This window comes from Pirellulales bacterium (genome assembly GCA_035939775.1).
Lineage (GTDB): Bacteria > Planctomycetota > Planctomycetia > Pirellulales > DATAWG01 > DASZFO01.
The window spans coordinates 1-20,841 of sequence record DASZFO010000068.1; the positions used below are offsets into that span (position 1 = coordinate 1).

At 60.5% G+C, this 20,841-nt stretch carries 17 protein-coding genes and 1 tRNA gene; 8 read left to right on the forward strand and 10 right to left on the reverse strand.

The genetic code is table 11. The features are described 5' to 3' along the window. From VGY55_03710 to VGY55_03745, 8 genes are all read right to left on the reverse strand, one after another. The coding region (locus VGY55_03710; GenBank protein HEV2969071.1) for a hypothetical protein at nt 1-402 on the reverse strand (402 nt) is incomplete at its 3' end. Next, the gene (locus VGY55_03715; GenBank protein HEV2969072.1) at nt 399-1,205 is read right to left on the reverse strand and encodes a hypothetical protein; all 807 of its coding nucleotides are present in this window, start codon (nt 1,203-1,205) and stop codon (nt 399-401) included. The genes VGY55_03715 and VGY55_03710, both read right to left, overlap by 4 nt. Nucleotides 1,206-1,289: 84 nt before the next feature. Continuing rightward, nucleotides 1,290-2,969 carry a hypothetical protein gene (locus VGY55_03720; protein HEV2969073.1) on the reverse strand — a complete coding sequence of 560 codons (1,680 nt, stop codon included), beginning with the start codon at nt 2,967-2,969 and terminating at the stop codon, nt 1,290-1,292. Between the two features lie 147 nt (nt 2,970-3,116). Next, the gene (locus VGY55_03725) at nt 3,117-3,704 is read right to left on the reverse strand and encodes a LemA family protein (protein ID HEV2969074.1); all 588 of its coding nucleotides are present in this window, start codon (nt 3,702-3,704) and stop codon (nt 3,117-3,119) included. 88 nt (nt 3,705-3,792) lie between these two features. Continuing rightward, entirely contained in the window at nt 3,793-4,593 is an 801-nt protein-coding gene (locus VGY55_03730) for a TPM domain-containing protein (GenBank protein ID HEV2969075.1), read from the reverse strand. Further along, complete coding sequence (locus VGY55_03735) at nt 4,583-5,296, reverse strand: hypothetical protein (protein ID HEV2969076.1); 714 nt, start codon at nt 5,294-5,296, stop codon at nt 4,583-4,585. Before VGY55_03735 ends, VGY55_03730 begins: the two co-directional genes overlap by 11 nt. Nucleotides 5,297-5,375: 79 nt before the next feature. Beyond that, entirely contained in the window at nt 5,376-6,701 is a 1,326-nt protein-coding gene (locus VGY55_03740) for a DNA-directed RNA polymerase subunit alpha C-terminal domain-containing protein (GenBank protein HEV2969077.1), read from the reverse strand. A gap of 34 nt (nt 6,702-6,735) precedes the next feature. After that, nucleotides 6,736-6,809, reverse strand: a tRNA-Thr gene (locus VGY55_03745). A 141-nt stretch (nt 6,810-6,950) separates the two neighbouring features. Here VGY55_03745 and VGY55_03750 point away from each other — a divergent pair. From VGY55_03750 to VGY55_03760, 3 genes are all read left to right on the forward strand, one after another. Continuing rightward, on the forward strand, nt 6,951-7,766 hold the full coding sequence (locus VGY55_03750) for a biotin--[acetyl-CoA-carboxylase] ligase (protein HEV2969078.1): 816 nt from the start codon (nt 6,951-6,953) through the stop codon (nt 7,764-7,766). A gap of 85 nt (nt 7,767-7,851) precedes the next feature. Continuing rightward, complete coding sequence (locus VGY55_03755) at nt 7,852-8,214, forward strand: hypothetical protein (GenBank protein HEV2969079.1); 363 nt, start codon at nt 7,852-7,854, stop codon at nt 8,212-8,214. 214 nt (nt 8,215-8,428) lie between these two features. Further along, nucleotides 8,429-10,036: a hypothetical protein gene (locus VGY55_03760; protein ID HEV2969080.1), complete on the forward strand. Its 1,608-nt coding sequence runs from the start codon at nt 8,429-8,431 to the stop codon at nt 10,034-10,036. A gap of 14 nt (nt 10,037-10,050) precedes the next feature. Here the strand turns inward: VGY55_03760 and VGY55_03765 are convergent, their stop codons facing one another. Continuing rightward, entirely contained in the window at nt 10,051-10,581 is a 531-nt protein-coding gene (locus VGY55_03765; GenBank protein ID HEV2969081.1) for a hypothetical protein, read from the reverse strand. A gap of 365 nt (nt 10,582-10,946) precedes the next feature. On the opposite strand from VGY55_03765, the gene VGY55_03770 reads away from it, so the two are divergent. Together VGY55_03770 and VGY55_03775 are read left to right on the forward strand one after the other, a co-directional pair. After that, nucleotides 10,947-13,049 carry a S8 family serine peptidase gene (locus VGY55_03770; GenBank protein HEV2969082.1) on the forward strand — a complete coding sequence of 701 codons (2,103 nt, stop codon included), beginning with the start codon at nt 10,947-10,949 and terminating at the stop codon, nt 13,047-13,049. 91 nt (nt 13,050-13,140) lie between these two features. Then, nucleotides 13,141-15,225, forward strand: coding sequence for a S8 family serine peptidase (locus VGY55_03775; GenBank protein HEV2969083.1), 2,085 nt, complete (start codon nt 13,141-13,143; stop codon nt 15,223-15,225). A gap of 54 nt (nt 15,226-15,279) precedes the next feature. Here the strand turns inward: VGY55_03775 and VGY55_03780 are convergent, their stop codons facing one another. After that, the gene (locus tag VGY55_03780; GenBank protein HEV2969084.1) at nt 15,280-16,179 is read right to left on the reverse strand and encodes an aldo/keto reductase; all 900 of its coding nucleotides are present in this window, start codon (nt 16,177-16,179) and stop codon (nt 15,280-15,282) included. Between the two features lie 195 nt (nt 16,180-16,374). Between VGY55_03780 and VGY55_03785 the strand changes: the two genes are divergently transcribed. The 3 genes from VGY55_03785 to VGY55_03795 all read left to right on the forward strand — a co-directional run bounded on the left by VGY55_03785 (nt 16,375) and on the right by VGY55_03795 (nt 20,771). Then, entirely contained in the window at nt 16,375-17,145 is a 771-nt protein-coding gene (locus tag VGY55_03785; GenBank protein ID HEV2969085.1) for an ABC transporter ATP-binding protein, read from the forward strand. Then, complete coding sequence (locus VGY55_03790) at nt 17,142-18,788, forward strand: hypothetical protein (protein ID HEV2969086.1); 1,647 nt, start codon at nt 17,142-17,144, stop codon at nt 18,786-18,788. The genes VGY55_03785 and VGY55_03790 overlap by 4 nt, the downstream gene beginning before the upstream one ends. A 264-nt stretch (nt 18,789-19,052) precedes the next feature. Next, nucleotides 19,053-20,771 carry a recombinase family protein gene (locus tag VGY55_03795; protein HEV2969087.1) on the forward strand — a complete coding sequence of 573 codons (1,719 nt, stop codon included), beginning with the start codon at nt 19,053-19,055 and terminating at the stop codon, nt 20,769-20,771. Nucleotides 20,772-20,841: the final 70 nt, after the last annotated feature.

The window sequence follows — 20,841 nt, forward strand, 5'->3', positions numbered from 1 at the left end:
CGTTGCGTCTTTTGCCGGACGAATTCGCGCCGCCCCGGCCGGTTTGATCGCGTCGGGCGGTGCCGGCTGGGGCGCCGTGGGTGCATTGCCGGCCGGTTTGATTGCCGAAGACCCCGCCGCTGCGCGTCGGTTGCGGTCCGAACTCAACTGTTTATGCCGCGGATCGTCGATTGGAGCGAGCGAGAAATCGTCCGCTCGGGGCGGGCCAGACCCGGGCGGCTGCTCGAGCAACTGCTCGGCCTCGAGGGCCGTAATCCGCCCCTTTTCGACCAGCATCTTCGCCAGCGATTCCGGAGTTACGATCTTGAGCGATTTCCGAACAAACTGCCGTAAGCTGTCAATCGCCTCGGCCGGCAAGAGGGCTCGCTGCTGCAACGTGTCGATGAATTCTTCGGTGGTCATTGAGAATTAGCAGCGCTCTTCAATTCGCCGGACACGTACTCCTGCTCGACGACGCGAAACTCGTAACCATCGTCGGTCAGCGAAAGAGAGAATATCGTGTGACGCACTTCGGCTATATCGTGCTTGTCGGCAAATTGCTTTTCCAAGTCCGCGAGCCGCTTTTCTAACTGCGGCGGATAGAATTGGGCCACGATCCGGCCGGTCGTCGGAATTCGCGCTCGGGCGAGCAGGGCGTTGTCGAGATCGCGCAGCGCGCCGCTGCGCCAAGTCATGTAAAAGCGCTGCTCGTCGGAGGGCGATCCCTCGCGCCGCTGGAGTTTGTCCTTAGTAAAACCCGAGGCGTATTCGATCTTGGCGCTGCCGCCAATGACCCCTAATTCGATGCCGAGGCCGTCCAATTGCCGGGCGTAGCTCTCGGTCGTATTGCCGGCGGGAAATCGGATTTCCCAACGCTGGACGCGGCTATTGCCGACGGTGGGGCTCTCGAAGTTCGGCGTGATCGTCGCGGTCTTCAGCAAAGTCTCCAGGGTATTGTCCAACGAAACGCGTCCCGCGGATTCGTCGGCCGTGGGTTTGACCAATTCCTTTGCGGGAGGCGCGACAACGGGCGGATCGGGGTCGGCGGTCACCGAGCCGGTGCTCGCTGCCAGGGCCGAGCGACCTTTCATCTGCCAGAGCCAACCGATGAAGCCGGCGGCCAACAATACCGCGACTGAAGCGCCGATGATCCAGGGGAGAGCACTGAGATTGAATCTTGGCCCAGTCGTGGGAGTCGTCAGCGCCAGCGGACTTGACGTTGGCATCTCAACGTGCAGCGCGGGCGATGATTCGGATTTTGGCTTGGATTTGCTCACGTGGAACGATCGATTGAAACTCCCCGCGAACAGTCATGGGGCCGAACCTGGGCCGGGATTGACCGCGGCATACCACTTTTTCCACTCGGCGATAGTCGCCGCACGGGCTGTTTCGTCTGGCAGCTCGGCGACCGTCTTCAGCCCGATGCGGCGGCTCGTAAACCGTAGTCCCTGATCGGCCGCGTACACGATTTGCCATTCGCTATCGGAAAGGGCGGCGATCAAAGTCGGCGCACTTCCCATGTCGCGCAATTTGCCGAGCACACGAACTGCCGCCAGCCGCGATTCGGCCGGACCGAGAGTGGCCAGTTGCCGGAGCAAGGCAAGATGCTCGTCGCGGGCCGGCCCCTGCTCCTCGGCAAGCTGAGAAATGATATTCCGCGGATCGTCGGCCAAATCGTGGAAATCAGGATCGCCGGGATGCGAGAGGACCTCGAGCAGCGCGGGCAGCGCTCCGGCCACCGGCTGGCTCACGATCCGTCCGTCGCGCACGTGAACGTCGATCAGCTTGCGCGGCAAGCCCCGCCCGCCGGTCAGCGCGCCCGAATCGTACCCTTTCGTTTTCTCAATGCTCCTTTTCGTCGATCGCATTAGGAACAGGATGCCAAAGGCCGTATCGGGCACGGTCAGGTCGCCCTGGCTGCTCCAGCTCCCGTCGTCTTTCTGTTTCTTCTTCAGATACTGGAAGCCGTCGGTATACCAGGCCGGTTCACGCGGATGCTGTCCCATGGCCAGCTCTTGAAAGCTGCGAAATCGCTCCAGAGCATAAAGATAGTAGAAGGGGTGATTGGGAACGTCGATCTTGTAATGGCCTGCCACGCCCCACCACCCCAGGCCGCGTTCCTGCGTGGCTCGCAGGGCCCGGACCGTGATCTGCGTCGTCAGCGGTTTCTCATTTTTCGCGCCGGATTGAACCGCTCGCAGCGCCGGTGGCAGATTGACGTCCTCCTCGTCGAGCTTGGGCATGGTCGACAGACCCAGCAAATCGCCGCAAATGAATATCGATCCAAGCGCAGCGGCGGAAAGTCCCTGGCGGACTTCGCTTCCCTGCTTGACAAGCGTAATGCCGCTGGAGGCCTGCGCTCCTGGGTCCTTTCCTTGATACGCCCAGCCGCCGGTGGGATCTTGAGTTCGCATCAGCCAGCCGCAGACCCTCTCAATCGATTCGATCGGGACGGCAAAGCCATGCCGCCTCGCCTCCCAACAGGCCAGCACTCCATATTGGGTCATCGACGTGTCGGCCGTCTTGCTGAACTGCGGGTGATCCAGCGGATAACCCCAGCCGCCGTATGACCGCTGCATCTCTTGAAGCGATTTCAAAAAGTAGCTGATTTCCGCCTGGTATTTGCTGGCGTTCAACTCGCAAAGAAAAACGACCGCCAGCGACGCGCTGTAAACGTAGTCGTTGCCGACCTGCTTGCCGTCCGGGTTGCTTGCCTTCGCGGCCTTGCAGGCGTCGACGGCAGCTTTCACCTGCGGATGCGATTCATTCTCGCCGCGCTTGATGAAGCAGAATCCGACCAGGCATTTTGCCCCGAGACGATTGTCGTTCGCGGTTTCCAGGAACTTGAACGCGTTTTCCAACAGTCCTTTGACCTCGAGTGCGTCCGGAGTGACCGCCCGAGCGGTTTGTGGCCAGCCGAGAAATGGCGCCAGTGAAAGTGCAATGACCGGTCCCGTCGGCCACCGCCGGCGAAGTTGACTTCCGCTCACGACTAGCTCCCCTATCAAACCGATCCAAAGCGCGGCGGTTCAACCGGAACCACCCACACTATCTCCATATTATAGCCAAAGACCGAGGAAAAAGCCGCCGATCGATTCCGGCGCTAAGTCGTCTGGAACTCTAACACGTTCACCCGCTCATTTGCCGTCTCCCTTTTTCTCCGAAAAATCAACCTTGGGCGCTTCACGGGCCGCTTTGTCAACTTGGAAGTATTCCGCCTCCTTCACACCGGCCATTCGGGCGTAAACAGAGCCGGGGAACTGCCGAACCATGGTATTCAAGTCGCGGACGGCGTCGTTATAGCGCTGCCGCTCGACCGTGAGCCGGTTCTCGGTCCCCTCGAGCTGGTCCTGCAGCTTCAGAAACGCCTCGTTCGATTTCAACTGAGGATAACTTTCCTGCAACAGCAGCAGCCGCGAGAGCGCGCTTTCCACTTGCGTGGCCGCGCGGGCCTTATCGGGCACGTTGTCCGCTTGAAAGTAGGCCTTTCGAGCCTCGGCGATTCCCAGGAAGACGGTCTTCTCTTGACCCGCGGTGCCTTTGACGGTCTCGACCAGATTGGGGATCAAGTCGTATCGCCGCTGAAGCTGGTTCTCGACCTGCGACCAGCGGTTCTTGACTTCCTCGTCCATGCCGATCGCGCGATTGTACCCCGTATACAGACATCCGCCGCCGAGCAGCACCAGCACCAGAACGACGAGTCCGAAAATCAAGAATGGCTTCATGTGAGTCACCTTATAAGATTGGGGATGACAGGTGGTGATAATGTGGCAGCGCGGGCCGCGTCGGTCCAGACCGTGTCATTAGACGAAGTCACCAACTGGCACCTCCGCCGCCGCCCCCCGACGAACCGCCGCCGCCAAAAGAGCCCCCTCCAAATCCGCCGCTCGACCCGCCAAATCCGCCTCCAAAACCACCGAACCCTCCGGAATTGCCAGACCAGATGAGGGGACCCCACAGGTTCCAGCCGAGCCGATTATGCAGCACCGAGAAGACAATGATTATCATTATGACGGCCAGCAGCACCGCGATCGCGGAGCCGCTTTGGTCCCGAGGTGCGACGTGCCGCACGTTCGGCGCTCCGGCGATCTTGACTCCGGCGTCGTCGGCAATCTGGTTGACCACGGCGACGCTCAGATGGTAGAGGCCGTCGGAGTATTTGTCCTGTCGGAAATACTCCTCGGCAACCTCGCGCGAGAGCGAACCGATCCACGAATCGGGCATCGCTCCTTCCAATCCATAGCCCGTGTGAATCCGAACCTTGCGATCGGCCACCGAAAGGACGATCAACGCGCCGTTGTTCTTGTCCCTGCGGCCCAGTTTCCAGAGCGTGTAATGCCGCTGGGCAAAGGAAAAGATGTCCTCCCCTTCCAGGCTCGGCAGGGTGAGGACCTTGACCTGGGCGGTCGTCGCTCGGTCCAGTTCGCCAAGCAGGCTTTCGAGCGATTGCCGCGCGTCGTCTTGGAGCACATGGGCCGTGTCGACCACATACGTGCCGGGATCCTGGATCGTCAGCGGACCTGCCGCATGAACCACCGGCGCAGCGGCGAGCAGCAGCGCAACGCTCGCCGACACGATCCACGGCCAGCGGCGCGCTCGTATGTTACCAGCCATCGACCGCGGTCCCCAGGGCTGTGACGTCCGCATGCAGTTGATGAAATGCCTCCCAACTGGGCGAACTGGAAGTCGCCAGTGCGCGGCGAATCCCAGGAAGGAGCAGCTCGACTGTCCGCTCAATCTCGGAGACGACGCGATCCGCCGGCAGGCGCGCCTTTTGCCCTTTCAGCCAGAGCATTCCTCGCAAAATCCGCAACAATCCGCGGAGCCAGTCTCGCTGGAGCAGCGCCAGGTGATCTTCGATTCCCGATGCGGCCAGCAGCCCCTGTCGCAGACCAATCGACACGACATCCAGCTCTCGTTCGCATTGCAGGCGAACGTCGCGATCGTCGAATTCCAGATCGTGAGAATAGTCGGGTCCGAAGACGATTGAATAAGCCTGCTGAATTTCGATCAACTCCAGCGGAAATGTGTCGCGAATGGAATTTAGAAAAGCCGGCGTCATGACGAGAGGCGGGGCCAATCCGAAGCGCCCGTATTGCCGACCAACCGCGCCCAGACGGCGGAGCAGGTCCAGGTCGATCCCCTGCAACATGAGAACGCTTTGGATCGAGGGTGGTTTGCGCTCGAGAGTCCCCTCGACGATCGCCCCGTACAGCGTCCAGCCCAACCCATTTTCCGCAGCCAACCCTTGAAGCTGCGCGCCAAACTTTCGTATCGGTTCGCGATGCGGTTCGGCGATACGGGTCAGGTCTGGCACGTGAGGGATCGTCCGCGTATCGTAACGCGCCGCCGCCAGCGATACCGAGCTAGACGACGGTGAAGGCGCCGCTCGCCGATTAGTCTCCGCGCAGCTTCAATCCCCGTCCGGTCAATTTCTCGCGGACTTCGTTCAAGCTGGTCACGCCGAAGTTCTTGCACTCAAGCAAATCGTCGCCGGTCCGGCGGACTAACTCGCTGATCGTATTGATGCCCAGCCGGATCATGCACTTGCGGGCGCGAACCGACAGGTTCAAATCGGCGATCGGCCTCTCCAAGAGGGCCTGCTCGTCAGGGGTCATCGACTCCGGCTCGAAAATCGGCTCCGGCTCGCGCTGCTCGGAGGCGAGCTGTCCAAGCGCAAGCCCCTTCGAGGCCATCATTTCGCGAATCTCGACCAGCGACGTCTCCCCGAAATTCTTGCTGGCGAGCAATTCCGCTTCGCTGCACCGCGCCAAATCTCCGAGCGTCATGATCCCCATCTTTTGCAAGCAATTCCGGCTCCGCACGGACAATTCGAAATCCGTCACCGGGATGCCCAACACCTGGCTCAGCCGATCGCGGCGGCGCTGAGCGTCTTCGTCGTAGAACATGTTGCGAGAGGCCAGCACATCCTTGATGAACAATCGCGCCCGATAGTGGTTTGGGAACGAATCGAGGATGCGCTGATAACACTGCTGAGCGCGTTCGTATTGCTGGCGGTCTTCATAGAGGATTCCAAGATTCAACAACGCTCCGAGATGGGCGGGAAAGCGCGCCACCGAGCGCTCATACAAATCCAGCGCGGAGTCGTCGTTGCCATACCGATCATTTTCGATCGCCAAGCCGAAAAGCGCTCCGGCATGGCGGCCATCGGCCTCGACGGCCCGTTCGTAGAGCTTGACGACCTCGCTCGGGTTGCCGTGCAGAGCGGCGACCGTGGCTCCCCGCTGATAGAGATACTCGGCCGTTTGCTCGACCGCGCCGGAAAGCCGGTCGAGCAATTCGAGGGCGGCTTGCGACTTGCCCGCGGTGCGCAGCACGTCGACCCGAGCCAGAGCGCACTGGTCGGCGTTGTAACCGGCCTTCGAGGCGGCGTTGAAACTCTCGATCGCGGCGTCGTAGTGCTCGAGCGCGGCTTGGGCCTTGCCGAGATAGAAGTGCGCAAGCGCTCCGCCATCGCCGGTTTTCAGAGTATCGATGGCGTGATGGTAGCGGCCCAGCAAATATTGGCAGACTCCCAGCCGCACCGCCGCGGCGGGGCTGCGCTCCTCGCTCGTCTCCAACTCGTTGACCGCCTCACGCAAGGCGCGATGATTGCCCACATCCTCGGCCAGGGCATCAACAATTTGTTGAATCTCCGGCGGACCGAACGTTCCATTGGTCAGGACAATCTGCTTGACGTTTAACGCGATTGCTTGAGGCATCGACAATTTCTCCGATTTTCGCACTCAGCGCCAGAGCCAGCGGTGGGAGTCGAACCCACAACCCCCGCATTACGAATGCGGTGCTCTGCCAATTGAAGCTACGCTGGCAAATGAAGCTGCGCCGGCGACGACCCGTTCCACGCTAGCCAAACCTCAAAACTTAAATTAGCTTACGGCTTACGTCAATAGCTACGCACGCCAGCGTGCAAGGCCGTCGGGGCCGTTCAGCGGCATTGCGCAACCGTCAGTATGAAATCGCAACTCGACATTTCCCGCTTGCTGGCCGGCAGTTTCGTTGGCCGGGTCGAGCATTATGCCGTCCTGCCATCGACCCAGGACCGGGCCCGCGAGGCGGCCTCCAATCCGTTCGAGACTCTGCCACTTTTGGTCATCGCCGATGAGCAGTCGGCCGGCCGGGGGCGGGGAGACAATGCCTGGTGGACGGGCGCGGGAAATCTGGCTCTCAGCCTGCTGTTCGATCCTGCCCAGTTTGGCTGCCCGCGGCGAGCGGTGCCGAGCCTGTCGCTGGCGGTGAGCGTGGCGATTGTCGACGCCGTCGCCCCGCGCATCGCCGGGCATCGAATCGGGCTGCATTGGCCAAACGACGTTGTCGCCGACGGCCGCAAGCTGGCCGGCGTGCTCGTGGAAATCCTCCCGGATGGCCGGCATATCCTGGGCGTTGGGCTCAACACGAATAGCCACGCCGCCGACGCTCCCGCCGAACTGCAATCACGCCTGACGACATTGCTCGACCTTACAAGTAAAAGACAAGATCACACGGAAGTGATTCTCGATATTTTGAATCATCTGGATGTTTGCCTTCGCCTGCTCGGCGCCGACGGCGATTCACTTGGCGTTCGATACAACGACCTATGTTTGCAGCACGGCGAGGCTCTAACGCTTTATCTCGGCGCCAATGCCATCACCGGCCCCTGCCTCGGAATCGCCAGCGACGGCGGCCTGCTGCTTGACGCGCCCGACGGTCCGCGGGCCTTTTACTCAGGGACGCTGCAGCCACCGAAGACGATGGACAGTAAGCTGGAGGCGCGAGACGGGAGGCAGTAAGCGGTGGACGCCGCGCAGGAGCGGCATCTGCGACGTTTTTGTATATGACAAAGGCCCGTGTTTTCTACTTCGAGGAGAGCGATTTATGCCGCGGTTGATTGAGCGTCCGACTCGCGTGGAGGCGGCAGGCAACAAGCCGAAACTGATCGACGAATTTGTCGGGCGGCTGAACACGCGGCAGGCAGACATTAGCATCGCGCAGATGCGAAGTCCCGGCGGTTGGATCGAACCGGGGCAAGCGCTGGACTTCGACGAGTACACCATCGTGCTCAAAGGCTTGCTGCAAGTCGCCCATCGCGGCGGCCTGATCCAAGTGCATGCCGGCCAAGCCGTCATCGTCCATGGCGGCGAATGGGTGCAATACAGCACGCCAGACCCGGAAGGAGCTGAATACATCGCGATCTGCCTGCCGGCGTTCTCGCCGGATATCGTGCATCGGGATGTGTGATGGCGGCTAAGGAGGGGCCATCGGCGAAAGAAACCGTAGCGGCCACTGAAACCTGGAGTGATGACACTCGAGTTGCATTATACTTAAGCCACCGATGAAAATTGGACGTAACGCGGTTTCTTTCGGCCATGTCCTCCGGATCCGTGTTTATCCGTGAAAGCCCATGGCCACTCGTTTTTGCCCCGGCGAATACTGAACTATGGCGAAGCTCGTCATGATTCGACTCAAAAGTCCTCATATTGTCGCATCCGCGATTACCCACTGCCTGCTGGCGATGGCATGTGGCAGTCTACTGGTCAGCGAAGGATTGAGAGCGTTCGCCGCCGAGGGCGCGGCGGGTTCGATCGGCTTGTTTGAGGACCACGCGGACATCGGCACGGTGCTGCATCCCGGCAAGCTGGAATTTGATGCCACCAAGCAAACGTACACGATCACTGGCAGCGGCGAGAACATGTGGTTCAAGGCCGATGCCTTTCAGTTCGCGTGGAAGAAAGTCTCCGGGGACGTGGCGCTAGAGGCCGATGCTTCCTTCGCCGGCTCTGGCAAGAATCCGCACCGTAAGGCCTGCCTGCTGATCCGCCAAAGTCTCGATGCGGATTCGGCCTACGCGGACGTGGCGCTCCATGGTAGCGGGCTGACATCGCTGCAATACCGCGAAGAAAAAGGGGCAACGACTCACGAAATCCAGTCCAATGTCTCCGCGCCCCAGCGGCTGCGTATCGAAAAGCGCGGCGAATATGTAACTATGTTCCTCGCCGCCCACGGCGAACCGTTGCAGTTGGCCGGCGGGTCCGGCCGACTTGCCCTCAAAGACCCCTTCTACCTCGGCCTCGGAGTTTGCTCTCACGAAAAAGACGTTTCGGAAATGGCCGTCTTCTCGAACGTTCAGTTGCTCACCGACCTTCCTGCCGCCAATCCACGGCCGATTTTCTACAGTTCATTGGAGACGATCACGATCGCCTCGACGGACCGCCGCGTGACGCACGTCGCGAAGGGGCGCATCGAGGCTCCCAATTGGACGCCCGATGGCACGTCCCTATTGTTCAACGGGGCGGGCCACGTCTATCGCATGCCCGTCGCCGGGGGAACGCCGGAAGTGATCGATACCGGCTCGGCCATCCGTTGCAACAACGAACATGGTATCTCTCCCGACGGCAAGTGGCTGGCGATCAGCGATCAATCCGCGGCGCCGCATCAATCGCTGATTTACGTCGTGCCGATCGGCGGCGGGGCGCCGCGGCGGATCACCGAGCGGTTTCCCTCTTATTGGCATGGCTGGTCGCCCGACGGGAAGACCCTGGCCTACTGCGGCCAGCGCGAGGGCAAATTCGGGATCTTCACCATCCCTGCCGACGGCGGCAATGAGAAGTGCCTGACCACGACCGCCGGTCTGGACGACGGCCCGGAGTATTCACCCGACGGACAATACATCTACTTCAATTCCGATCGCACGGGCACGATGCAGATTTGGCGCATGCGGCCTGACGGAACTACCCCGGAGCAAGTGACGGCCGACGATTGGAACAACTGGTTCCCGCACATCTCGCCGGACGGTCGGTCGATGGTCTTCCTTTCGTACGAAAAGAACGTCGCGGGCCACCCCGAGAACAAGGACGTCGCGCTCCGCATCATGTCGCTCGAAGACGGCCGGGCACCATCGCCAGATGGTCGGGAGCAAAAGGGGACTGTCCCCCTCTCCGCGGGCCGTCTGAAGATCAACATTCTCGCCAAACTCTTTGGCGGGCAAGGCACAATCAACGTCCCGTCCTGGTCGCCAGACAGCCGTCGGCTCGCGTTCGTGAGTTATCAGTTGGTGCCGTAACTCCGCGTTGCGAGTCACTTGCCTTTCTTCAGCAGCGCCGAGGTCAGAATCTCGAAGGTCTCGCGTGTGACGGACTTCAGCGTCATATCCATAACCATCACGACCTTGCCGTCGGGAGTGGAGATCTTCTTTCTCGCGGTGCCTACGTCGGGATCGGCCATGAAGTTTTCGTCGTCAATCTGCGCACCGTTCGTCGCCTTATACGTCCCCTTGAAATACGTCCAATGCCAGGCCGGGCCGAAGAGCGTGCCCGATCCTTCGATGGATTTCTTCGGGTCTTCGACTGTGAACGTATTTCCCTTTACCGGCAGGTTCATCGGATAGTCGTCCACGGTTCCGTCAGGCTTCACGACCACGGCGCGCTCCACGATTAGACTGCGGCCCGGGTCGTAGGTCTTATGAACCAGCATGGCCTGCGAGCCAAGCGACTGGCCGGATTCGCTGCTCAACTTGACTTCGCCCACGAAATACCAATCCTCAACCTCGGCCGCGATGCAGGTTTGGACCAACAGGGCCGATAGCATGACGACAAATGACGCTTTCATCGAGTCACCTCGGTTTCTTGGAGAGTTCGGATTGCCGACACGGCGCGGTATCCGGTGTTGCCTGGGTGCGCCTTCCGAAACGCCCCGTGCGGTTCGATGCACCCAACGACTTCTAAAGGATTTTTGCTTCGATGTGACACGTATTCGATCCGGATTCATTCGCGTTTCATCCATCTTTCACGCCCCGGCTGAGAAACGGCCGCCACCTCGTTGACCGACTCAGTCCTTCCGAGTAGTCTCGAAAGGTGCGCATTCGCTCCCCTCTCCCTCTCGCTAGACGGAGAGCGGCAAGTGCCATGTGTTGCGGCGGCGGGCTCTTCGTTCCTGATGCCCGATTTTTCTCAACATTCCGAGGAGCCAGAACGGTGCCTTGCCAATCGCTAATTCGCGCCGCCTTGTTTGCCTCTTTTGCCGCGGCGGCCATCGCCGCGCAACCGGCTCCTCCATCGCTTCCGGCCGGCAAACCGCTGACGATTCCCGTGGCCCCCAAGGGGCAGCGGTTCGCGGCTAGCGATCGGGCGGCGATCAAGAATCGAAAGTTCAGAATCCTCGAGCCGGGTGCGGCGCCGCCGAGTGCCGCGGCGCCTGGCGCCGCCGCTGCAGTGCAACCGAAGTTCGCGGCCTTGAACCTGGAATTCGCCGACGCCGATTCTTGCCGCGCTCTACAGGTGGACGGCGTATATGTAATTTCTCGCTACGACCGATTCGCTGATGTCATCGTCTCGCTAGAAGACGAGAAGACCGTGGACAATCTCTTCGCTGCGCCAGGGGTCGTGTGGGGCGAACCGGCGGGCGGCGCCGTGACGCCGCCGCCGCCGCCGTTGACGCCTGCAACGGAAATGGCGCGAGGTGTCCCTGAAGAAATCATTCGCGGCGGCATCAACGGCCTGACCGGCAAGGGAGTGATCGTGGCCGTCATCGACACGGGCGTCGATTTCCACCATCCCGACTTCATCTCCTACGATTCCGCTGGACGCCCGACCTCTCGCCTGCTGTATTTCTGGGACACCCTGCGCGTTCGTCGCCCCGGCGACGGGCTAGGCTCAGCGGCGCCGGTGACGTTTCCCGATGGCACTTCCATCGGCACGATATATAACCGCGACGAGATGACGGCCGACCTGCGGAACAATCAGCCGCAGATCAACGATTGCGACACGAACGGCCACGGGACGGCATGCGCGAGCATTGCCGCGGGGAACGGGCGAGCGGCGGGGGGGCGATACACCGGCGTGGCGCCCGATGCGGATATCGTCGCCGTGCGAGTCGGCGATGCTGCTGGGACAATGGTCGCGGGCTACTTGCTAGGCCCGATTTGCGACTGGTTGGAGAAGGTCGCGGGTCAATCTCCACTGGTAATCTCGTGCAGTTTCGGCGGCATTTATGGCGGCCACGACGGTTTTGCGATCAAGGAACGCCAACTCGACGCCCGGTTTCCGCTTGCTCGCCAAGGCCGCGCGATTTGCGTTGCCGCCGGTAACGAGCGGGCGAATCGCTACCATGCCGCGTTGACCATTGGAGGAGCCGATTCTCCCGCCCAACTCGATTGGACTTCTCCGGCCGCAAGCGGGATGAAGATCTACGTCCAGACCAATAGCACCGACGATCTGCAGGTGACTCCCGGCGACGGCGTGAAGCTCTCGGACTCGGGAATGTTCGTGCATCCTCTGACCCATCAGGTGGTGATCGAATTGGATGTTCCGGCCGGTAAGGGAAGCTTGTCGGTTGCTTCCAAGTCCGGACAGAAGTATCGCGCCGATGCGTATCTCGAGAACCCCGACGACCGATTCGCCGAAGTCCCCGCGAACCCCGAAAAGCAGCTCGGCACGCCGGGCAGCAGTACGAATGTGATCACGGTAGGCAGTTACAATTGGAACGACAAGTTCGAGCACGCGGGAAAAGTCTACACGTTGCCGGACTCGGAGGACAACACAAAGAGCGCGATGACAATCGGCGCCTTGTCGGGCTACTCATCCCCCGGATTCCTGCGGATCGGCGATGCCGTGAAGCCCGAGATCGGCGCGCCGGGACAGTACTTCGCAGCGGCGGCGCCGCTCGTACTAAAGAGCGTGGACTGGGCCCGCGACACCTCGGGCCATTATCAATTGTTCAACGGCACGAGCGCGGCCGCTCCGTACACCGCCGGCATCGTCGCTCTGATGATGCAAAGGAATCCCAAGATCACTCCTGGGGAAATCAAGAACGCGTTCAAGACGAACGCGACAACGGACGACTTCACCGGTCCCGTCCCCAATATCGACTGGGGCTACGGCAAACTCGACGCCGACGCGGTCCGCCGCATCTTGGTCGGGAAATATGCAGTTTGGGTTTACCAAAATGTGAACGGACAATGGGTCAAGCAGAACAATCGCACGCTCGCCACCGACGACCCCGATCAGGCCGCGAACTATGCCGCGGCAGTCAATAAGGTCAACGGTTGGAAAGCTACCTCGAACGCCCCGTCAAAGTAATCATCTAGAGTGTCCCTTTGAGTGCGGCCGGCGTCCCGGCCACGTCCGTTGTGGCAACGATTTCCTTCCGCGCATTTAAGGAGTCAGAACCGTGCTACGCCGAGCCCTGATTCGAACTTTCTTGTTTTTCGGCCTGATCGGCGCGATGGTCGGGCAATCGGGCTGTTCCTCGAAGCTGCCCGGCAGACCCGCTGAGCCAAGCGTGGCTGCAACGGCGGAGCGATTTGCGCCGGATGATTGGGCGTCGCTGAAGGCGGAAAAGTCCGGCGCCCTCACCACGGGAGCCGCGGCGCCGGTCGCGCCCGCGGCGGGACAGCCAGCGTATGCCCCCTACAATTTGGAATTCGACTCCGCCGCCTCTTGCAAAGCGCTTCAAGTGGACGGCGTGCACGTGCTCACCCGCTTCGACCGGTTTGCCGATATTCTCATCTCGCCCACGGATGACAATGCCTTTAAGAAACTCAGCTCAGCGCATGGCATGCGGTGGTTTGAAATTGCGTCTGGAACCGTGGCGCCGCCGCCGCCACCGCTCGCGCCGGCCGCCGAGACAACACGCGCCGTTCCCGAAGAAATCATTCGCGGCGGCCTCAACGGCCTGACGGGAAAGGGAGTGATCGTCGCCGTGCTCGATTCGGGCGTCGATTTCCATCACCCCGACTTCATCTCCTACGACTCCGCGGGCCGGCCGACTTCTCGCCTACTGTACTTCTGGGACACGCTGCGCAACCGTCGCTCCGACGACAAGCTGGGTTCAGCGGCACCGGTGACCTACCCCAACGGCGCCTCGATCGGCACGATCTACAGCCGCGGCGAATTGACCGCCGACTTACGGAGCAGTCAGCCGCAAATCACCGATTGCGACACGAACGGCCACGGAACGGCGTGCGCGGGCATTGCCGCGGGAAATGGCCGGGCGTCGAACGGGCAGTTTGCCGGGGTGGCGCCCGACGCGGACATCATCGCCGTGCGCATCGGCGGTGCGGATGGAACGATGGCGTCGCCCTATTTGATCGGAGCAATTTGTGACTGGTTGGAAAAGGTCGCGGCCCAATCACCGCTAGTGATTTCTTGCAGCTTTGGCGGAAGCTTTGGGGGCCACGACGGCTTCATGGTCGAGGAGCGCCAGCTCGACGCTCGTTTTCCGTTGGACCGGCCAGGCCGAGCGATTTGTTTTTCGGCCGGAAACGATCGTACGAAACACTACCATACCGGACTGACCATCGCTGGGTCCGCCTCGCCTGGGAAGCTCGATTGGACCGTTCCCGACGCATGCCGCATCAGGATTTACGTGCAGACTAATAACAAGAACGATCTGCAAATGACTCCCGGTGCAGGCACGACGCTAACGGCGTCGGGAACGTCGTTGTACGCCTTGACCCAGCAGGTCGTGCTCTCCGCGACGGTTCCCAAAGGCAAGGGAAGCTTGTCGATCGTCTCCAAGGCGGGGCGCACCTACCATGCCGACGCCTATCTCGCCAACGCCGATGGCGAATTCACAGACGGCGACGGCAAGTGCGAGAAACTGGTCGTCACCCCGGGCAGCGGCGGAAATGTCATCACCGTTGGCAGCTACAATTGGAACAATTTATTTGAGCAAGCGGGCAAAGTGATCAGTTTGGCCGACGCGGAAGACAAGACCAAGAGCCCGATGACGATCGGCGGATTGTCCGGCTATTCATCCCCCGGATTTCTGCGGATCGGCGACGCGGTCAAGCCAGAGATCGTGGCGCCGGGACAATACTTCGCCGCGGCGGCCCCGCTCGTTCTGAAGAGCGTGGATTGGGCGCGCGACACTTCAGGCCGCTACCGAGCGTTCAATGGCACGAGCGCGGCCGCTCCGTACACCGCCGGCATCGTCGCTCTGATGATGCAAAAGAATCCCAAGATCACTCCCGGTGAAATCAAGAACGCCTTCAAAACGAATGCGACGACGGACGAATACACTGGTCCCGTCCCCAATATCGATTGGGGCTATGGCAAGCTCGACGCCGACGCGGTTCGCCGCATCTTGGTCGGGAAGTATGCCGTTTGGGTTTACCAAAACGTGAACGGCCAATGGATCAAGCAGGACGGCCGCACGCTCAACACCGACGACCCGCAAAAGGCCGCGGATTATGCCGCCGAAGTCAATAAAGTCAGCGGTTGGAAAGCGACCTCAAACGCGCCGGCGAAGTAGAAGCGCCGTCCCGCCGCTTAACTCTTCTTCGGCCCGGTCAACAAGTTCGAGTCTTTACGGCACCAATTCCGCCGCTCGGGCGTTGGACTCGACCTGCTCGACGCTTTTGCAGCCGGGTATCACGGTGCTCACCGCCGGATTTTTCAGGCACCAGGCCAGTGCCCACTGCGCCATTTCCATTCCAGGCGGCACTTCGCTGGCCGCGATCTGCTGCACTTCCGTCAGCATTTGCTGCACCTTGGCGGGGTCTTGAGTTGCCCGGAAATTCTGCCCCGCGAACGTCGTCCCCGGCTTGTATTTTCCGGATAGGTAGCCGCTGGCCAGCGGCACGCGCGCCAAAACTCCGAGATTCTGCTCCCGCGCAATCGGCAGCGCCGTGGTCTCCGGCCGCCGGTCGAGCCGGTTAAAGACGACCTGCAGCGCTTCGACGCCGGCCTCCCGCGAGGCCTTGGCCTGTGGGGTTGGGTCCAGCGCCGCCGCGATCGAGTTTCCGATATGCCGGACCTTGCCCGCCTTCTTCGCTTCGCCGAGGAAAGTCCAGAGTTCGGAATTGAAAAACTCGCTATCCCGCACCGAGTGGAATTGGTACAGGTCGATGCGATCGGTTCGCAGCGCCTTGAGCGAATCGTCGAGCTGCTGCCGCACATGCCCAATGTCCCGTTCGTCAGTCCGGCTCATGAACGAATGAAAGCGGTGCCCAAACTTCGTCGCGATCACCCAGTCATCCCGCTGCCCCAGCCGCGCCAACGCTTGCCCGATCAAAGATTCGGAAAGATGGTCTCCGTAGCACTCGGCCGTATCGAGCAGATTGATTCCCAGCTCGTGAGCCTTGGCCAGGAGCTGCGTCACCTCGTCAACGGAGAAATCGTGCCCCCATTCACCGCCAAGCTGCCAGGTGCCCAACCCGACAACCGAAACGCGCAGGCCGGTCGTTCCGAGGATTCGGTATTTCATGCCCGGCATTGTAGCAAGGGCCACGAGTTTTGCACGGCGCTTTGAGGGTTCGACGTCGCATAATGTGAGGTGAATCTCGGGCTGGCCTTGACGGCCCAATGCTGTTGACCGTGCACCTTCCGGCTGGGACATTGATCGTGACGACAGGAATTCTCCTGATCCCAGGCAATCCCTGATTGGCGATGTGCAAACCGTATGGTCATTCTGGATCAACTCACCAAGCGATTCGGAGCGCAGACGGCGGTCGATTCGATTTCGTTTGAGATTCCCGCCGGTCAGATCGTGGGTTTCCTGGGCCCGAATGGCGCCGGAAAATCCACGACGCTCAAAATGCTCACCGGGATGATCGAACCGACCAGCGGCAGCGCCACCATTTGTGGATTCGACTTGCAGCGCGAACCGATCGAAGTCAAGCGCCGCGTCGGGTTCGTGCCGGAATCGGGGGCCGTCTTTGAGTCGCTGACGGGACTCGAATACCTGGAGATGGTGGCCGCATTGTATGGCATCGCGCGACATGCCGCGCGCGACCGCATCGAGCAGTTCATCGCGTTCTTTGATTTGAGTTTTGCCACGCTGACGGAAAAGCTGCTGGGCGCCTATTCGAAGGGCATGCGCCGCAAAGTCGTCATTACCGCCGCGCTCTTGCACAATCCGCCGGTGGTTTTTTTCGACGAACCCCTGGATGGTCTGGACGCCAACGCGGCCGTCGGCTTCAAGACTCTCATTCAAACGCTCGCACGCGAGGGGAAGACGATCGTCTACAGCTCGCACATTCTCGATGTTGTCGAACGCGTATGCCACCGCGTCATTATCATCGACAAGGGGAGGCTTCTATTGGACGGCAAGCCCGACGAATTGGTCGCGGCCCACAGCGCCGGCACGTTGGAACGGTTGTTCACCCGATTGACCGGGGGCGCCGAACTCGAACGCCGCGCGGAAGACTTCGCGAAAACCTTCCTGCCATGAATCCAGCCGGAGCCAGGCCGCCGTCGTCCAGCGAGCGCGTCCCTTCCACGGAACGGACTCTGCGAAAACTATTTCTCACGCTCTTTCTCCGCGGACGCAGCTCGCGTGGGCTCAGCAAACAAAGTGCCCCTAAATCGGTTGGCCGAAAACTCGCGAGCAGCCTCGTTCTGTATGTGCTATTGGGGCTCTTCGCGTTAAGCCTGCGGGACAAGCCGGTTTTCGCGTTGGCCGTCTTTTTGCACTCGATGACGTTCGTTTTTCTCGGAATGTTCGTGGCGTCTTCGGCAGGAGAGATCCTGTTCAACAAGGAGGAAGCCGACATCCTTCTCCATCGCCCCATCGGGGCGCGGGCGTTGCTATGGGCGAAGATTCGCGTGCTCGTCGAGGTTTCGTTGTGGCTGGCGGGCGCTTTGAATCTAGCTGGTTTTGTCATCGGGGTTTCCGCGCCGGATGGCGGCTGGACGTTTGTAGCAGTTCACGCGGTCTCCACCGCGTTGGAAGCGCTATTCTGCACGGGCAGCGTGGTCTTGGCGTATCAGCTTTGCTTGCGCTGGTTCGGGCGCGAGCGGCTTGAAGGATTGATGACTGCCGCGCAGGTCGTCATTTCCGTGGCGGCGGTCCTGAGCGGCCAGCTTTTCTCACAGTTTATGATTCGTACCAGCGGAATCGCGGCATTGGATACGCAATCGTGGTGGATTGGCCTGCTGCCCCCCGCCTGGTTCGCAAGTTTTGATGACGCGTTGGCCGGCAGCATGGCGGCGAATTCGTGGTGGCTCGCCGCCTTGGCGCCGATCGCTGCTGGGGTCGTCCTGTGGGTCGCCTTTGGCAAACTGGCGCGCGGTTACGAAACCGGCTTGCAGATGTTGAATGAAACCATTTCCCGTCGCGCGCGGCGCCGCGACAGCCGCCGCTTGTTGGCCGCGATCGCCGACGTGCCTCCGATGCGGTGGTGGTTGCGCGATCCCGTGGCGCGGGCCTCCTTTTTACTGACGGCCGCGTATCTCGCGCGAGACCGGGAGGTCAAGCTGCGAGTTTATCCAGGCCTCGCGCCCATGTTGGTCATCCCAATGGTGTTTTTGATGCGGCAACCTGGTGGTAGCGGTCCAAACAACGGCGGCTTCAGTGTTGCGTTTGTCGGCAGTTATCTCGGCCTGATTCCGTTGCTCGGCTTGAGCTTGGTGCAGTATTCCCAGCAATGGCACGCAGCGGACATTTTCCGTGCGGCGCCGCTGCCCGGTCCCGCGCCACTGTGCCACGGAGCAAGGCACGCCGTGCTTTGTTTTTTGACGTTGCCGGCGGCGGCGATTTTCATGCTGATCGCTTGGCTGGCAAGCGGTGGAACCGCACTGTTGCTGCTGATGCTTCCGGGTGCAGTCGCATTGCCGGTTTACTCACTGATACCGAGCCTCGGCGGCGGAGCAGTGCCGCTGTCGAGCCCGCCGGAGGACGGGAAGTCATTCGGACGGGGCCTGATCATGATTCCCGTGATGTTCATTTCCATGGCACTTTCTGGAATCGCAACTTGGTCCTGGTCGGCAGGCTGGTTTTGGTGGTTCCTGTTGATCGAGGCGCTCATTGCCGCGGGATTATACGCCGTGCTGCGACGATCGCTGACGACCGCTGGTTGGCCATCCTCGGAATGATGTCCCGCATCCGAAAAAAGCAAAGTCCGCGCCCGGCGATTTGTTACGTTTTTCCAGCGGAGAGGACAGGATTCGTCCAATGCCTTTTCGCAATTCGTTAGGGCATAACGGCTTGCGAGCGGAACCCTAATGTGGGTAATCGCTTGCATCTGCTCATCTGTGATCGGCCGTGATAACGTCCTCTCACCTATTGTCACGTCGTTTGTCCCACTGGGACAAACGGTCTGAGCTGTTGCCGACGCCCCCATTCATGGAGGTGTCGCCATGCCACGCATATCACTGATTCCCCCGCTTTCTCCGCGTAGTGGAACATTCCTGAGGGCAATTTCAGTTGATCGGATCAGTACGAAGCACCAGGACCCCAAAAGTAATAAGGACCAAGAGGCGATGTTGCACCGGTGGACTGCGGACCGATACGACGGTGAAGTCGAGTGGACCCGCAACACCGGTCAAGGGAGTGGCGAATGCATCGACCGGCAGCAGGTCCGCGATGCCGAAGATCTGGTCGCATCCGGACGTTTCGATTTGGTGCTCATGGAAGATCTTGGGCGTCATCTTCGGCGCTCTCAAGCGATCGGCTTTTGCGAACTGTGCGAAGACCACGACACTCGTCTGATCGCGATCAACGATGGAATTGACAGTGCAGTCCCCTGGCGGCTGCATGCCTTCTTTGCGGCCGTCAAGCACGAGCAATCCAATAAGGACACTTCCGAGAGGATCAAACGCACGCTGCGCAATCGCTTTGTCAATGGCGGTGTGTTCCAGATCCCAATCTTCGGCTATGTCAAGCCTCCGCATGCCAAGAGTGAAGCCGATGTCAGCAGGGATCCTTCAGCCGAATCAATCTATCAGGAGTGGTTTTTCCGCCTCGAAAAGGATACCTCCTACGCTGAAGTCGCGGATTGGCTCAACGAGACCGGCGTGCCGGTCGGGTCAGGCTGCCGAAGTAATCGTTGGACTGGTCCAATGGTCAGAAGAATCACGTTCAATCCGATCCTGAAGGGCGTGCGGGTCCGGAACAGAAAGATGTCAAAACGGATAAACGCGACCGGAAACCCCAAATCGGTCAATGCCCCACCCGCAGACTTGCTGGAGCGCCATTGCCCACACTTGGCCTTTATCGAACCGGGGCGTTACGATCGTCTCATCAGTAAACTGACTCAAACAAACGCAAAGTACACGGTGGGCCGGCTGACCGGAATCGATCCCCGAAAGAACGTGCGGAAGAAACGCACGCGATTCCCAGGCCAAGCGATCAATTGCGGTATTTGCGGACGCCAATTTGTATTTGGCGGGCATGGGCAGACCAACCATCTGATGTGCACAGGCGCCCGTGAACACGTTTGTTGGAACGGCATCACCGTCGACGGTCCCCTCGCGACGGAAAAGATCTCGGCTGCAGTATTCGCCGAAATCGAGGCGCTGCAGAGCTTCGATGCTGCGTTTCTCTCTCGCCTTGACGAAGAAACGGAGAAATCGGATTCAGCACGGGCCGATTTCCTCAGTGAACTTGACGCCAAGTTGGCAAAGACCGAACGGGAAATCGCCAACCTCCTCGGATTCATCCGCGACGGCGACGTTAGCCGTAGCGTTCGCGATAACTTGCTACGCCTCGAACGCTTGGCCGCTCAGCTTCGTCACGAAAGGAGCGAGGCTGAAGCGACACCCTCCACCACTCTTGTTATTCCTTCGATCGAGGAAATTAAACGTCTCGCTCGGGAATCGTTTGAGGGTCTGGCCGCAGATAGCTTTGAGTTTGCAAACGCGATGCGGACGCTGATCAGTCGGATCACCATCTTTCCTTACCGTCTTTGTGACGGTGCGCCAATCGTCTTGCGGGCCAAATTCGATCTCAGTTTGGCCAACCTGTTCTCGTCTAAGAGCCTATCCGAAAACCGCCGGGGACAGTCCCCCTTTTGCGCAGTCCGCGGAGCAAAACGGGGACTGTCCCCTTTGCCCAGGCGGTTCTCGGATAGGTTCTAGTGTGGACGATGCTTCGCGCGAACGGCCAGATTGCAGATGCTGCCGCAGACAATTGGATTCATCGGGGCGG

Bases quoted from the DNA above. Each gene is read 5' to 3' on its own strand.
- VGY55_03715 (HEV2969072.1), bottom strand. From the start codon at position 1,205: ATGCCAACGTCAAGTCCGCTGGCGCTGACGACTCCCACGACTGGGCCA.
- VGY55_03725 (HEV2969074.1), bottom strand. From the start codon at position 3,704: ATGAAGCCATTCTTGATTTTCGGACTCGTCGTTCTGGTGCTGGTGCTG.
- VGY55_03730 (HEV2969075.1), bottom strand. From the start codon at position 4,593: ATGGCTGGTAACATACGAGCGCGCCGCTGGCCGTGGATCGTGTCGGCG.
- VGY55_03740 (HEV2969077.1), bottom strand. From the start codon at position 6,701: ATGCCTCAAGCAATCGCGTTAAACGTCAAGCAGATTGTCCTGACCAAT.
- VGY55_03750 (HEV2969078.1), top strand. From the start codon at position 6,951: ATGAAATCGCAACTCGACATTTCCCGCTTGCTGGCCGGCAGTTTCGTT.
- VGY55_03755 (HEV2969079.1), top strand. From the start codon at position 7,852: ATGCCGCGGTTGATTGAGCGTCCGACTCGCGTGGAGGCGGCAGGCAAC.
- VGY55_03760 (HEV2969080.1), top strand. From the start codon at position 8,429: ATGATTCGACTCAAAAGTCCTCATATTGTCGCATCCGCGATTACCCAC.
- VGY55_03765 (HEV2969081.1), bottom strand. From the start codon at position 10,581: ATGAAAGCGTCATTTGTCGTCATGCTATCGGCCCTGTTGGTCCAAACC.
- VGY55_03780 (HEV2969084.1), bottom strand. From the start codon at position 16,179: ATGAAATACCGAATCCTCGGAACGACCGGCCTGCGCGTTTCGGTTGTC.
- VGY55_03785 (HEV2969085.1), top strand. From the start codon at position 16,375: ATGGTCATTCTGGATCAACTCACCAAGCGATTCGGAGCGCAGACGGCG.
- VGY55_03790 (HEV2969086.1), top strand. From the start codon at position 17,142: ATGAATCCAGCCGGAGCCAGGCCGCCGTCGTCCAGCGAGCGCGTCCCT.
- VGY55_03795 (HEV2969087.1), top strand. From the start codon at position 19,053: ATGCCACGCATATCACTGATTCCCCCGCTTTCTCCGCGTAGTGGAACA.